Annotated in this window: 13 protein-coding genes and 2 other RNA genes; 9 read left to right on the top strand and 6 right to left on the bottom strand. The window is 55.6% G+C overall.

The features are described 5' to 3' along the window. Positions 1-47: 47 nt before the first annotated feature. The gene (locus AAE045_RS08390) at positions 48-200 is read right to left on the bottom strand and encodes an AcrZ family multidrug efflux pump-associated protein (protein WP_455547319.1); all 153 of its coding nucleotides are present in this window, start codon (positions 198-200) and stop codon (positions 48-50) included. 129 nt (positions 201-329) lie between these two features. On the opposite strand from AAE045_RS08390, the gene modE reads away from it, so the two are divergent. The 7 genes from modE (at position 330) to gpmA (ending at position 8,105) form a co-directional block, all read left to right on the top strand. Beyond that, positions 330-1,121: a molybdenum-dependent transcriptional regulator gene (gene modE / locus AAE045_RS08385; protein WP_455547318.1), complete on the top strand. Its 792-nt coding sequence runs from the start codon at positions 330-332 to the stop codon at positions 1,119-1,121. A 75-nt stretch (positions 1,122-1,196) separates the two neighbouring features. Beyond that, a complete protein-coding gene (gene modF, locus AAE045_RS08380; RefSeq protein ID WP_455547317.1) occupies positions 1,197-2,666 on the top strand; it encodes a molybdate ABC transporter ATP-binding protein ModF in 1,470 nt (489 codons plus the stop codon). Between the two features lie 220 nt (positions 2,667-2,886). Next, positions 2,887-3,903: a UDP-glucose 4-epimerase GalE gene (gene galE / locus AAE045_RS08375; protein WP_455547316.1), complete on the top strand. Its 1,017-nt coding sequence runs from the start codon at positions 2,887-2,889 to the stop codon at positions 3,901-3,903. A 9-nt stretch (positions 3,904-3,912) separates the two neighbouring features. After that, positions 3,913-4,959: a galactose-1-phosphate uridylyltransferase gene (gene galT, locus AAE045_RS08370; protein ID WP_455547315.1), complete on the top strand. Its 1,047-nt coding sequence runs from the start codon at positions 3,913-3,915 to the stop codon at positions 4,957-4,959. 2 nt (positions 4,960-4,961) lie between these two features. Continuing rightward, positions 4,962-6,110 carry a galactokinase gene (gene galK / locus AAE045_RS08365; RefSeq protein ID WP_455547314.1) on the top strand — a complete coding sequence of 383 codons (1,149 nt, stop codon included), beginning with the start codon at positions 4,962-4,964 and terminating at the stop codon, positions 6,108-6,110. Continuing rightward, complete coding sequence (gene galM, locus AAE045_RS08360; RefSeq protein WP_455547313.1) at positions 6,104-7,144, top strand: galactose-1-epimerase; 1,041 nt, start codon at positions 6,104-6,106, stop codon at positions 7,142-7,144. The genes galK and galM overlap by 7 nt, the downstream gene beginning before the upstream one ends. A gap of 208 nt (positions 7,145-7,352) precedes the next feature. Beyond that, positions 7,353-8,105: a 2,3-diphosphoglycerate-dependent phosphoglycerate mutase gene (gene gpmA, locus AAE045_RS08355; RefSeq protein WP_455427421.1), complete on the top strand. Its 753-nt coding sequence runs from the start codon at positions 7,353-7,355 to the stop codon at positions 8,103-8,105. 60 nt (positions 8,106-8,165) lie between these two features. On the opposite strand, the gene aroG is transcribed toward gpmA, so the two are convergent. Then, positions 8,166-9,218: a 3-deoxy-7-phosphoheptulonate synthase AroG gene (aroG, locus tag AAE045_RS08350; RefSeq protein WP_455547312.1), complete on the bottom strand. Its 1,053-nt coding sequence runs from the start codon at positions 9,216-9,218 to the stop codon at positions 8,166-8,168. Positions 9,219-9,541: 323 nt separating this feature from the next. Here aroG and AAE045_RS08345 point away from each other — a divergent pair, with 323 nt between their 5' ends. Together AAE045_RS08345 and zitB are read left to right on the top strand one after the other, a co-directional pair. Beyond that, positions 9,542-9,910: a YbgS-like family protein gene (locus AAE045_RS08345; RefSeq protein ID WP_455547311.1), complete on the top strand. Its 369-nt coding sequence runs from the start codon at positions 9,542-9,544 to the stop codon at positions 9,908-9,910. Positions 9,911-10,031: 121 nt separating this feature from the next. Beyond that, positions 10,032-10,964, top strand: a complete 933-nt coding sequence (gene zitB / locus AAE045_RS08340; protein WP_455547310.1) for a CDF family zinc transporter ZitB — start codon at positions 10,032-10,034, stop codon at positions 10,962-10,964. On the opposite strand, the gene pnuC is transcribed toward zitB, so the two are convergent. The 4 genes from pnuC to AAE045_RS08320 all read right to left on the bottom strand — a co-directional run bounded on the left by pnuC (position 10,965) and on the right by AAE045_RS08320 (position 13,199). Next, entirely contained in the window at positions 10,965-11,681 is a 717-nt protein-coding gene (gene pnuC, locus AAE045_RS08335; RefSeq protein WP_455547309.1) for a nicotinamide riboside transporter PnuC, read from the bottom strand. Between the two features lie 23 nt (positions 11,682-11,704). Then, a complete protein-coding gene (gene nadA, locus AAE045_RS08330; protein WP_455547308.1) occupies positions 11,705-12,766 on the bottom strand; it encodes a quinolinate synthase NadA in 1,062 nt (353 codons plus the stop codon). A 176-nt stretch (positions 12,767-12,942) separates the two neighbouring features. Further along, a non-coding RNA gene (locus AAE045_RS08325) (RtT sRNA) lies at positions 12,943-13,066 on the bottom strand. Between the two features lie 8 nt (positions 13,067-13,074). Further along, positions 13,075-13,199, bottom strand: a non-coding RNA gene (locus AAE045_RS08320) — RtT sRNA. Between the last annotated feature and the right edge of the window lie 16 nt (positions 13,200-13,215).

The following is a 13,215-nucleotide window of genomic DNA, read 5'->3' as shown; positions in this document are numbered from 1 at the left end:
TGCAGGGGCCTTAATGCGAAACGCCCGCGAATGCGGGCGCTTAAGAATCAATGGTGCTGTTTTGGCTGCTGGTCGCGGTGACCAACTTTCGAGAAGACGTTGAAGATTTCGCCCAATCCGTAAATCAGACCGAGGATCACTGCCATCACAACAGGCACCATGACCACGGCAAATAGCAGACTTTTCAGTAATTCTAACATGATTGCCTCAGGTGAAAAGTGAGAGGGTCCATTCTACCGACCTCGCAGAAAAACGCACCCTCCTTTTGTGCCATTTGCCCGCGGCGCCGCAATAGAGGAAAATGGCGTTTTTCTTTGACCGGAGAGGTTATGCAGGCTGAAATTTTACTCACGCTGAAGCTCCAGCAGCGGCTGTTCGCCGATCCTCGTCGCATCGCGCTGCTGAAACAGATTCAGCATACCGGCTCCATCAGCCAGGGGGCCAAGCTTGCGGGCATCAGCTATAAAAGCGCCTGGGATGCCATCAACGAAATGAACCAGCTCACCGAAGAGACGCTGGTAGAGCGCGCCACCGGCGGCAAAGGCGGCGGCGGTGCCGTCGTCACCCGCTACGGTGAACGTCTCATTCAGCTTTATGAACTGCTCGCGCAAATCCAGCAGAAAGCCTTCGACGTCCTGCGCGATGATGCCCTGCCGCTGGACAGCCTGCTGGCGGCCATCTCCCGCTTCTCCCTGCAAACCAGCGCCCGTAACCAGCTTTTTGGCACCGTGCTGCACCGCGACAGCGAACAGGTTCAGCAGCATATCGACATCCTGCTTGCCGATGGCACAACGCAGCTGAAAGCCGCCGTTACCCGACAAAGCGCCGAGCGTCTGAGCCTGAGCGAGGGCAAAGAGGTGCTGGTGCTGATCAAAGCGCCGTGGATTGAAATCACTACCGATGACAAGCGTGCAGGTGATGCGGATAACCGTCTGCCGGGCAAAGTACAGAGTATTCAGCAGGGTGCAGAACAAAGCGAAGTGCTGGTTCATCTTCCTGACGGCCAGACGCTGTGTGCTACGGTGCCTAACAGCGTCGTGGAGCATCAGCATCTGGCAGAAGGCTCTGAGGTCGTAGCATTTTTTAATGCTGACCGGGTGATTGTCGCCACGCTGTGCTAAATCCGCCGGGCGAATTGACAAGCGCGCTGACATTCCGTAATTCTGGGGTCATCACTGCAAAAAATGGGATGACACATGTCTGCGTTGCAAATCTCGCAAGGTACTTTTCGCCTTGGTGACACTAAAACTCTAATTCTCAACGATCTGATTATTCGCTCCGGTGAAAGCTGGGCGTTTGTCGGCGCGAACGGCAGCGGTAAATCCGCACTGGCTCGCGCCCTGGCAGGCACCCTACCGCTGTTAAAAGGCGAGCGCACCTGCGATTTCCCCCGCATCGCCCATCTCTCTTTTGAACAGCTTCAGAAGCTGGTCAGCGACGAGTGGCAGCGCAACAATACCGATATGCTCAGCTCGGACGAAGACGACACCGGACGGACGACCGCCGAAATCATCCAGGAAGAGGTGAAAGATGCCGAACGTTGTGAAAAGCTGGCCGCGCTGTTCGGGATTACTCACCTGCTCTCCCGCCGCTTCAAATACCTTTCTACCGGTGAAACGCGCAAAACCCTGCTGTGTCAGGCGCTGATGCCAAAGCCGGACCTACTGATTCTGGACGAGCCTTTTGACGGTCTGGACGTGAAGTCCCGCGAGCAGCTGGCCGCACTGCTGGGCGAACTAAGCGGCCACGGCTATACCATGGTGCTGGTGCTAAACCGCTTTGATGAAATCCCTGATTTTGTGCAGCATGCGGGCGTGCTGGCCGACTGCACGCTTATCGAGACGGGGGAAAAGAAAAAGCTGCTGGAACAGGCGCTAATCGCCCAGCTGGCGCACAGCGAAAAACTGGCCGGCGTGGCGCTTCCGGAAGCAGACGATCCCAGCGCGCGGCATTCCCTGCCGGAAGGCGAACCGCGAATTATTCTGCGCGATGGCGTAGTGACCTATAACGACAGGCCAATCCTGCATAAGCTTTCGTGGACCGTTAATCCCGGTGAGCACTGGCAAATTGTCGGGCCGAACGGCGCGGGTAAATCTACGCTGTTGAGCCTGGTCACGGGGGATCATCCGCAGGGTTACAGCAACGATTTAACGCTTTTTGGCCGCCGCCGCGGCAGCGGTGAAACAATCTGGGATATTAAAAAGCACATCGGCTACGTCAGCAGCAGCCTGCATCTTGAGTATCGCGTCAGCACGTCGGTGCGTAACGTGATTCTTTCCGGCTTTTTTGATTCCATCGGTATCTACCAGGCCGTGTCGGACCGCCAGCAGAAACTCACCCGCGAATGGCTGAATATGCTGGGCATGGACAACGCTATCGCCGACGCGCCTTTCCACAGCCTCTCCTGGGGACAGCAGCGACTGGCGCTTATCGCCCGAGCGCTGGTCAAACACCCGACCGTGCTGATTCTGGATGAGCCGCTGCAGGGGCTCGATCCGCTCAACCGCCAGCTCGTTCGCCGTTTTGTCGACATCCTGATCGGCGAAGGCGAAACCCAATTGCTGTTTGTTTCTCACCATGCCGAAGACGCGCCTGAATGCATCACAAAGCGGTTAAGTTTTGTGGCTGAGGGTGAAAACTATCGCTATGAGTTCGAGGACTTATAAATCTTCCTTCAGAGCAGGCGGCCCTGGCGGCCTGCCTGCATGACTTTCAGACTCCCCTCATCGCTACATCGCCGCCGGTTTGTTTTATACTGCTTCTGCCGTTCAGATTCCCCTGAGAAACTGGCAGTGTAAACGATTCCACTAATTTATCCCGTGTCACACTTTTTGCTTCTCTGTTATGCTAAGGTTAATACATACCATAGCCGTAATGGAGCGAAAAATGAGAGTTCTGGTAACAGGTGGTAGCGGTTACATTGGCAGTCATACCTGCGTGCAACTGCTGCAAAATGGCCACGACGTCGTCATTCTGGATAATCTGTGTAACAGCAAGCGCAGCGTGCTGCCGGTCATTGAGCGCCTGGGCGGGAAAAAGCCGCTGTTTATCGACGGCGATATCCGCGACGAAGGCCTGCTGGCGGAAATTTTCCACGACCATCGCATTGACGCCGTTATTCATTTCGCCGGCCTGAAGGCGGTAGGTGAATCGGTAAACAAGCCGCTGGAATATTACGATAATAACGTTACCGGCACGCTGCGCCTGATCTCCGCCATGCGGGCGGCCAACGTCACCAACTTCATTTTTAGCTCCTCAGCTACCGTCTACGGCGACCAGCCGCAAATCCCTTACGTTGAAAGCTTCCCGACCGGCACGCCTGCCAGCCCGTATGGCCGCAGCAAGCTGATGGTGGAACAGATTCTGGCGGACCTGCAAAAGGCCCAGCCGAACTGGAGCGTGGCGCTACTGCGCTACTTCAACCCGGTTGGCGCACATCCATCGGGTGACATGGGTGAAGATCCGCAGGGCATCCCAAATAACCTGATGCCTTATATCGCCCAGGTTGCCGTTGGACGTCGTGACTCGCTGGCGGTGTTTGGCAACGACTACCCGACAGAAGACGGCACGGGCGTACGTGATTACATTCACGTCATGGATCTGGCCGACGGCCACGTTGCCGCAATGCAGACGCTGCAGGGCAAACCGGGCGTACATATTTACAACCTCGGCGCAGGTATCGGCAGCAGCGTGCTGGACGTCATTAACGCATTCAGCAAAGCGTGCGGTAAGCCAGTGAATTATCACTTCGCCCCGCGTCGCGATGGCGACCTGCCCGCATACTGGGCCGATGCCAACAAGGCCGCAAAAGAACTTAACTGGCGTGTCAGCCGTACCCTGCAGGAAATGGCAGATGATACCTGGCGCTGGCAGTCCCGCCATCCACAAGGCTATCCGGACTAAGGAAATCTGATGGAGCAGTTTAACCCGGTGGATCATCCACATCGTCGCTATAACCCTTTGACGGGTCAATGGATTCTGGTTTCTCCACATCGTGCCAAACGCCCATGGCAGGGCGCGCAGGAGACGCCCTCTCAGGAGGTGCTTCCGGTACACGATCCCGATTGTTTCCTGTGCCCGGGTAACACCCGCGTCACCGGCGACAAAAACCCGCAGTACACCGGCACCTTCGTCTTTACCAACGATTTTGCCGCGCTGATGACCGACACGCCGGATGCACCGGCTAGCGCCGATCCGCTGATGCGCTGTGAAAGCGCTCGCGGAACAAGCCGGGTTATCTGCTTCTCTCCCGATCACAGCAAGACGCTGCCGCAGCTTTCGCTGCCTGCGCTCGAAGAAGTGGTTAAAACCTGGCAGGAACAGACGGCGGACCTCGGTAAAACCTACCCTTGGGTTCAGGTATTCGAGAACAAAGGCGCGGCGATGGGCTGTTCGAATCCCCATCCGCACGGCCAGGTCTGGGCAAACAGCTTCCTGCCGAACGAAGTGGCTCGTGAAGATGTGCTTCAGCGCGACTATTTTGCGGAACAGAAATCGCCGATGCTGGTGGACTACGTTCAGCGCGAGATGAAAGACGGCAGCCGCACCGTGGTGGAAACCGAGCACTGGCTTGCCGTGGTGCCCTACTGGGCAGCCTGGCCGTTTGAAACGCTGCTGCTGCCGAAGGCCCACGTTTTGCGCATAACCGATTTGAGCGCCGGGCAAAGTGCCGACCTGGCGCTGGCGCTGAAAAAGCTGACCAGCCGCTATGACAACCTTTTCCAGACCTCCTTCCCGTATTCAATGGGCTGGCACGGCGCGCCGTTCAACGGCGAGGAAAACGGTCACTGGCAGCTGCACGCCCATTTCTATCCGCCGCTGCTGCGCAGCGCGACGGTGCGTAAATTTATGGTCGGCTACGAAATGCTTGCCGAGACCCAGCGCGATCTAACCGCAGAGCAAGCCGCAGAACGCTTGCGTGCCGTGTCCGACGTTCACTTTCGCCAGTCAGGAGAATAAACATGAGTCTGAAAGATAAAACCCAGCAGATCTTCGCCGATACTTTTGGCTACCCTGCCCCGTTGACTATCCAGGCACCGGGCCGCGTGAATCTGATTGGCGAGCATACCGACTACAATGACGGCTTCGTACTGCCCTGCGCCATTGATTACCAGACGGTGATCAGCTGCGGCAAGCGTGACGACCGCATCGTGCGCGTGATCGCCGCGGACTACGATAACCAGAGCGACGAATTTTCCCTCGATAAGCCCATTCTCAGCCACGATACCCAGCAGTGGTCGAACTACGTGCGTGGCGTGGTGAAGCACCTGCAAAAGCGCGATAAAAACTTTGGCGGTGCCGATCTGGTGATCAGCGGTAACGTGCCGCAGGGTGCGGGCCTTAGCTCATCGGCGTCCCTGGAAGTGGCCGTCGGCAAGGTCTTCCAGCAGCTTTATCACCTGCCGCTGGACGGCGCGCAGCTGGCGCTTAACGGCCAGGAAGCAGAAAACCAGTTTGTTGGCTGCAACTGCGGCATCATGGACCAGCTGATCTCCTCGCTGGGCAAGAAAGATCACGCTCTACTGATCGACTGCCGTTCGCTTGGAACTAAAGCCGTGTCTATGCCGAAAGGTGTGGCGGTGGTGATCATCAACAGTAACTTCAAACGTACGCTGGTGGGCAGCGAGTACAACACTCGTCGCCAGCAGTGTGAGACCGGCGCCCGCTTCTTTTCTCAGAAAGCGCTGCGTGACGTTGAGCTGGCTAAATTCAATGAGGTTGCTCACGAACTGGATCCGGTGGTCGCGAAACGCGTGCGCCACGTGCTGACGGAAAACATCCGCACCGTGGAAGCCGCTGACGCGCTGGCTAAAGGCGATCTGCTGCGTATGGGCCAGCTGATGGCGGAATCCCACGCGTCAATGCGTGATGACTTCGAAATCACCGTTCCGCAAATCGATACGCTGGTGGAGATCGTCAAAGAGACGATTGGCGACAAAGGCGGAGTACGCATGACCGGTGGTGGTTTTGGCGGCTGCATCGTGGCGCTTATTCCCGAAGTGCTGGTGCCCGCGGTTCAAAAGGCCGTTGCAGACCAGTACGAAGCGAAAACCGGGATCAAAGAGACCTTTTACGTCTGCAAAGCATCGGAGGGAGCAGGACAATGCTAAAAGAGACACCTCAGCTCGCGCCGGACGGGCTGCCGTTCCGCATCTCCACCCTGCGCAACGGCTCGGGGATGGTGGTGACCATGATGGACTGGGGCGCAACGCTTCTTTCGTGTCGCGTCCCGATGAAGGACGGCACCGTACGCGAAACGCTGCTCGGCTGTGAAACGCCGGAAGACTACCTCAATCAGACAGCCTATCTCGGGGCGACGGTGGGCCGCTACGCGAACCGTATCGCCAACAGCACGCTGGTTCACGACGGGAAAACGATCGCCCTTACCCCAAATCAGGGTGAGCATCAGCTGCACGGCGGGCCGGATGGCTTTGACACGCGCCGCTGGCGCATCGTGCGCCAGAACGAGCAGGAAGTTCTTTATACGCTGGATTCACAAGATGGCGACCAGGGCTTCCCGGGCGAGTTTCGCGCCACGGCCCGTTATTCACTGACGGAAGATAACCGAATCGCCATTGAGTTCCGCGCTAAGGTTGATAAGCCATGCCCGGTGAACCTCACCAATCACGCTTACTTCAACCTCGATGGTTCACAGAACGATGTTCGTCAGCATCGCCTTCAGCTGTTTGCCGACAGCTATCTGCCGGTGGATGAGAACGGTATTCCACAGGCCGGCCTGAAGAGCGTAGAGGGCAACAGCTTTGATTTCCGCACTCCGAAAACCATCGCGGATGATTTCCTGGCCGATAACGATCAGGCGCTGGTTAAGGGTTACGATCATGCGTTTCTGCTGCGGGCAAAAGGCGATGTCAGCCAGCCTGCCGCCCACGTCTGGTCGAGCGATAATCAGCTTCAGATGACCGTCTATACCTCCGCTCCGGCGCTGCAGTTTTATAGCGGGAATTATCTGGACGGCACCCCGGCTCGCGAGCAGGGTGACTACAGGGCTTACCAGGGCCTGGCGCTGGAAAGCGAATTTCTGCCGGACAGCCCAAATCACGCAGAATGGCCGCAGCCCGACTGCTGGCTACAGCCGGGTGATGAATACCTGAGCGTGACTGAATATCAGTTTATTCCCGCCTGATCCCCTCGCCCTCTCTGCGGAGAGGGCTTTTTCAGCGTCGGCTGCTGAATATCTCGTCAAAAAAACATAAAAAATAACGACCGCATCACATCTGCCTTACACTTAACGTTCTTTTTCGCTATGTTAAACGTTTAGATTGCCGCTGGTCGTCCGACGGCAATATAATGATAATCGTTATCATTAATCGCAGGCTATTAAGGAGTTAACTATGGCTGTTACTAAGCTGGTACTGGTTCGCCACGGCGAAAGCCAGTGGAACAACGAAAACCGCTTCACAGGTTGGTATGACGTTGATCTGTCTGAGAAAGGTAAAACTGAAGCGAAAGCGGCGGGCAAGCTGCTGAAAGACGAAGGCTACTCCTTCGATTTTGCTTATACCTCCGTGCTGAAACGTGCCATCCACACGCTGTGGAACGTCCTTGACGAACTGGACCAGGCCTGGCTGCCGGTTGAGAAATCCTGGAAGCTGAACGAACGTCACTACGGCGCGCTGCAGGGTCTGAACAAAGCAGAAACCGCTGAAAAATACGGTGACGAGCAGGTTAAACAATGGCGTCGTGGCTTTGCCGTGACTCCGCCAGAGCTGACCCGTGACGACGAGCGTTTCCCGGGCCATGACCCGCGTTATGCAAACCTGACCGATAAAGAGCTGCCAACTACCGAAAGCCTGGCGCTGACTATCGATCGCGTTATCCCTTACTGGAACGAAACCATTCTGCCACGCATGAAGAGCGGCGAACGCGTCATCGTTGCCGCGCACGGTAACTCCCTGCGCGCGCTGGTTAAATTCCTGGATAACCTGAGCGAAGAAGAAATTCTTGAGCTGAATATCCCAACCGGCGTGCCGCTGGTGTATGAATTCGACGAAAACTTCAAGCCGCTGAAACGCTACTACCTGGGCAACGCTGACGAAATCGCAGCAAAAGCCGCGGCCGTGGCGAACCAGGGTAAAGCGAAGTAATTCGCCAGATGTGAAAAAGGCGTGGAGCAATCCACGCCTTTTTTGTTGCCGCTGACCTTCTTAACCGCGACGGGCTTTTACCGCCGCAGCCAGCTGACGCAGAATAACTTCCGTATCTTCCCAGCCGATGCAGGCATCGGTAACGCTTTTGCCGTAGACCAGCGGCTCGCCGCTCTCCAGATTCTGATTCCCTTCCACCAGATGGCTCTCAATCATCACGCCGGTGATGGCCTTATCGCCACCGGCAATCTGCTGGCAAACGTCCTCGCCCACTTCCATCTGCTTTTTAAACTGCTTGCTGCTGTTGGCGTGGCTGAAATCAATCATCACCTGAGCTGGCAGACCCGCTTTGGCTAAATCCTGCTTAACCTGAGCAACGTGCGCAGCGCTGTAGTTTGGCTCTTTGCCACCGCGCAAAATGATATGGCAGTCGCCGTTGCCGCTGGTGTTAACGATAGCGGAATGGCCCCATTTGGTTACGGACAGGAAGCAGTGCGGCGCGCCCGCGGCGTTAATAGCGTCGATAGCTACCTTCATGGTGCCGTCGGTGCCGTTTTTAAAACCGACCGGGCAGGACAGGCCTGACGCCAGTTCGCGGTGAACCTGCGATTCCGTGGTACGTGCGCCGATGGCGCCCCAGCTCATCAAGTCCGCAAGGTACTGCGGCGTGATCATATCCAGGAACTCACCTGCCGCCGGAAGGCCAGAGTCGTTGATATCCAGCAGCAGCTTACGGGCAATGCGCAGGCCTTCGTTAATCTGATAGCTGCTGTCCATGTGCGGATCGTTAATCAGCCCTTTCCAGCCCACGGTCGTACGCGGCTTTTCGAAATAGACGCGCATCACCACTTCCAGCTCACCCTTAAGCTCGTCACGCAGCGTCAGCAGCCGGGCGCCATACTCTTTTGCTGCTTTAATGTCGTGAATCGAGCAAGGGCCAATCACAACCAGCAGGCGGTCGTCGTTGCCCTTAAGGATTTTATGGATTGCGCTGCGCGCGTGGGAAACGGTCTGGGCTGCTTTTTCGGTAGCCGGGAATTTTTCTAACAGCGCTACGGGTGGCAGGAGCTCGTTGATTTCTTTGATTCGTAAGTCGTCGTTCTGATAATTCATGATAATTCCGCGAGATTAGACAATTTATTTGATTAGCAATGCCTTCAATCTATCTCGTCATGCCGGAAGTGTAAACGGGCTTTTACACTTCCGGCGGATTATTCCTGGAATCGTCGCTTTAAGCGGCAAAACATGGCTAAAAGCGAGATCGAGGCTACAATTTTTAATGTTAACGCTGAAAATAGTTAGTTTCTCAAAATTGTATTCTGATCACACATTCGTTATCGATATTAATTTCTGCCTTAACGGATAAAATCAGCATAGTTTTTGCACTGTTGGAAGAAGTTATCCAGCAAAATAACGACCAGAACAGGAGCACAAAGATGAATAAATTAGCCACTCTTTTCTTAACAGCAACTCTCTCTGTCGCAAGCGGCGCAGCTCTGGCTGCTGACTCTGGGTCTGCAAGTAACAACAACGGCCAGGCTAACTCAAGCGCGGAGGCCGGTCAGGTTGCCCCGGATGCGCATCAGAACGTCGCCCCCAAAGGGGTGGATGGTAATGACGTGAATAATTCCGGCAGCATGCTGCACCCTGACAACAGCGGCGCGACGTCCGGCGACAATATGTCGAAAGAGGACATCCATAAAAACACCATGTGTAAAGATGGTCGCTGTCCGGATATGAACAAAAAAGTTGAAACCGGCAGCGGGAACAACGTGGATACCAAAACTGACGGTACCACCCAGTAACCTGGCTGTATCAATAATCAACGGGAGAGCTGAGGCTCTCCTTTTTTATGAGATTATATTCAAGAGGTTGAACGAGACAGGGTTATAATTACCGCATTGCTAACTCTGCTTGCGGAAAGACATGGCTCACTCACACTCACATACTCCTCAGGATTCTAACGCCAGACGCCTGTTCTGCGCATTCGCGATCACCGCGCTTTTTATGGTCGCCGAAGTTATTGGTGGGTTAGTTTCCGGCTCCCTGGCGCTGCTGGCCGACGCCGGGCATATGCTCACCGATGCCGCAGCTTTGCTGGTTGCGCTTGTCGCCGTTCAGTTTGCTCGCCGCCCGCCTAATGCACGCCACACTTTTGGCTGGCTCCGCCTGACCACGCTCGCTGCCTTTGTGAACGCCATTGCGCTGGTGGTCATTACTATCTTAATAGTCTGGGAGGCGATACAGCGCTTCTATCAGCCCCAGCCGGTCGCGGGCGGCATGATGCTAATCGTGGCGTTTGCCGGGCTTGCGGCAAATATTGCATCTTTCTGGATCCTGCATCGGGGGAGTGAAGAGAAAAACCTGAACGTTCGCGCTGCCGCACTGCATGTGATGGGGGATTTACTGGGTTCCGTAGGGGCGATAATTGCCGCCCTGGTGATTCTGTGGACCGGCTGGACGCCCATCGATCCTATTCTTTCCGTACTGGTTTCCTGCTTAGTCTTACGCAGCGCCTGGAGCCTGTTGAAAGAGAGCGTGAACGAACTGCTTGAAGGCGCGCCGGGGGCTATCGATATTGAAGCCCTGAAGAGAAAACTCTCGCGGAGTATTCCGGAAGTGCGCAATGTGCATCATGTTCACGTCTGGCTGGTGGGTGAAAAACCGCTGATGACGCTGCACGTCCAGGTGATTCCCCCGCACGACCATGACGGGCTTCTGGGTCGCATACACCATTTCCTGGCACATGAATACCAGATTGAACATGCCACGGTGCAGATGGAATATCAGCCCTGCGAAGGGCCGAACTGCGATTTGAATGAGCACGGCCACAGCGGCCATGCTCATCATCATCACTGATCAGGAAAGCGCCCGGGAACCTCTTTCTCGTGCGCTTTTGATCCACATCCGGCTGCCATTCAGAGCGATAAACGTCAGCAACAGGTACTCCAGCGACATGGCGTAAACACCCTGCTTTGCAAAGATCACCACGCTTATTACGTTAATTACCACCCACAGGATCCAGTTCTCAACGTACTTCCGCGTCATCAGGATCATCGCCACAATGGACAGTACCATCATGCAGGAGTCCCAGAACGGGAAGGCATCCGGCTGCAGTTCCGGCATTGTGACGCTGATGCCAAGCGCGTTCATGACGTTTACGGCGATGCGGGTCAGGAAAGCGAAAACCGGATCGATGAATACCGTCATCAGGCCAATAGCACCCACGCAGACCGCCAGCCATGCGATGGCCTTCGGCAAAGGGAGCCAGCGTATGCGCAGGGCCGTTTCGTTATCGTTGGTCTGCCTGGACCAGGCGTACCAGCCATAAATATTTGCCGCAAAGAAGAACAGCTGCAGAAGCAGGCTGGCGTAGAGCTGTATCTGGAAGAAGATAATGGCAAACAGCGTGACGTTGACCAGGCCAAACGCGTAGTTGCTGATTTTCTCGAGGCTGGCCAGCCAGATGCACAACAGCCCTGCCAGCGTGCCTATCGCCTCAATCCATGATAAATCGTAACCTCCGGCCCCAATCGGAATGTGGACCAGAATGTTTTGCGTGCTAAAAAAATCCATATTTTCCCCTGAGCGTAATGTCCTTACGCGTTGCCTTTAATCGAACGTCTTAATTCGGCAGCAAAGTCGAGCATCCGGTTAAGCGGCACCAGAGCCCCCTCACGCAACGCGGCGTCCACATGAATCTCGTGAGCCGCTCCGCCCTGCTCCAGCCCCTCAGCGATGGCTTTAAGGCCGTTCATTGCCATCCACGGACAATGAGCACAGGTGCGGCACGTTGCGCCTTCGCCCGCCGTCGGTGCTTCCAGTAACTCTTTATCCGGGCACGCCTGCTGCATTTTATAGAAAATCCCACGGTCGGTCGCCACTATCAGCTGCCGGTTAGGCAAGGTCTGCGCCGCCGCAATCAGCTGGCTGGTAGACCCCACCGCGTCCGCCATATCGACTATCGCCTGCGGTGATTCCGGGTGCACCAGCACGGCTGCATCAGGATAGAGGGCTTTCATGCGCCCCAGCGCCTGCGTTTTAAACTCGTCATGTACGATGCACGCGCCCTGCCAGCACAGGACGTCTGCCCCGGTCTGTTTTTGCACGTAGTTGCCAAGATGGCGATCCGGCGCCCAGATAATTTTTTCGCCCAGGCTGTCCAGATGTTCAATCAGCTCAACGGCAATGCTTGAGGTTACCACCCAGTCCGCACGGGCCTTAACCGCAGCCGAAGTATTAGCATAGACCACCACGGTGCGGTCCGGGTGCTGGTCGCAGAAGGCGCTGAACTCTTCAATCGGGCAGCCAAGATCGAGCGAGCACTCGGCGTTAAGCGTCGGCATCAGAATGGTTTTTTCCGGGCTGAGGATTTTCGCGGTCTCACCCATAAAGCGTACGCCCGCGACAAGAAGCGTCGTGGCGGGATGATTTGCCCCGAAGCGCGCCATCTCCAGCGAATCGGATATACAGCCGCCGGTTTCTTCGGCCAGAGACTGGATTTCAGGATCCGTGTAGTAATGAGCAACCATCACCGCATTGCGCTCTTTAAGCAGGCGCTTAATCTTTTCACGATAGAACTGCTTATCGTCAACGCTCAGGGGCATCGGCTTCGGGGGAAAAGGATAAATGGCTGCCTGGGGATCGAACATCACGCTCATTATGCATTCTCGTTTTGCGGGCTTAACAAAATCTACGCAATCCGGGCTTCCGCAAGCCATTTTCGGCGAAGATTGTTTTATATGCTAAACAAGATAGCCAATTATGAGGGATTTGTCGTGGGGAATTTAAAGGGGAAAAACAACAAAGGCGCCTGTAAGGCGCCTTTATCTGAATTTGGTGGGTCGTGCTGGATGATTCGTTCTTTGGCCTCATCCTTCGGGTTGTTGCTACGCAACGCTGTGTCGCTTCGCTCCACTCGAACCTGCTGCAGGTTCAAACCCTTCACATATGCATTCCATCTAAATGATGGTGGGGCGTGCAGGATAATTCGGCCTTTGGCCTCACCCTTCGGGTCGTTGCTGCGCAACGCTGTGTCGCTTCGCTCCACTCGAACCTGCTGCAGGTTCAAACCCTTCACGCTTCACTTTATGCAATCCATCTAAATGAT

This window comes from Dryocola clanedunensis, assembly GCF_038405435.1.
Lineage (GTDB): Bacteria > Pseudomonadota > Gammaproteobacteria > Enterobacterales > Enterobacteriaceae > Dryocola > Dryocola clanedunensis_A.
Note: the sequence above shows the minus strand (reverse complement) of the source record. Positions and strands in the feature narration are given on the sequence as shown.

Excerpts from the sequence above, each read along its gene's own strand:
- galT (WP_455547315.1), top strand. The coding sequence starts at position 3,913 with ATGGAGCAGTTTAACCCGGTGGATCATCCACATCGTCGCTATAACCCT.
- gpmA (WP_455427421.1), top strand. The coding sequence starts at position 7,353 with ATGGCTGTTACTAAGCTGGTACTGGTTCGCCACGGCGAAAGCCAGTGG.
- galK (WP_455547314.1), top strand. The coding sequence starts at position 4,962 with ATGAGTCTGAAAGATAAAACCCAGCAGATCTTCGCCGATACTTTTGGC.
- AAE045_RS08345 (WP_455547311.1), top strand. The coding sequence starts at position 9,542 with ATGAATAAATTAGCCACTCTTTTCTTAACAGCAACTCTCTCTGTCGCA.
- zitB (WP_455547310.1), top strand. The coding sequence starts at position 10,032 with ATGGCTCACTCACACTCACATACTCCTCAGGATTCTAACGCCAGACGC.
- nadA (WP_455547308.1), bottom strand. The coding sequence starts at position 12,766 with ATGAGCGTGATGTTCGATCCCCAGGCAGCCATTTATCCTTTTCCCCCG.
- aroG (WP_455547312.1), bottom strand. The coding sequence starts at position 9,218 with ATGAATTATCAGAACGACGACTTACGAATCAAAGAAATCAACGAGCTC.
- modE (WP_455547318.1), top strand. The coding sequence starts at position 330 with ATGCAGGCTGAAATTTTACTCACGCTGAAGCTCCAGCAGCGGCTGTTC.
- modF (WP_455547317.1), top strand. The coding sequence starts at position 1,197 with ATGTCTGCGTTGCAAATCTCGCAAGGTACTTTTCGCCTTGGTGACACT.
- galM (WP_455547313.1), top strand. The coding sequence starts at position 6,104 with ATGCTAAAAGAGACACCTCAGCTCGCGCCGGACGGGCTGCCGTTCCGC.
- AAE045_RS08390 (WP_455547319.1), bottom strand. The coding sequence starts at position 200 with ATGTTAGAATTACTGAAAAGTCTGCTATTTGCCGTGGTCATGGTGCCT.
- pnuC (WP_455547309.1), bottom strand. The coding sequence starts at position 11,681 with ATGGATTTTTTTAGCACGCAAAACATTCTGGTCCACATTCCGATTGGG.
- galE (WP_455547316.1), top strand. The coding sequence starts at position 2,887 with ATGAGAGTTCTGGTAACAGGTGGTAGCGGTTACATTGGCAGTCATACC.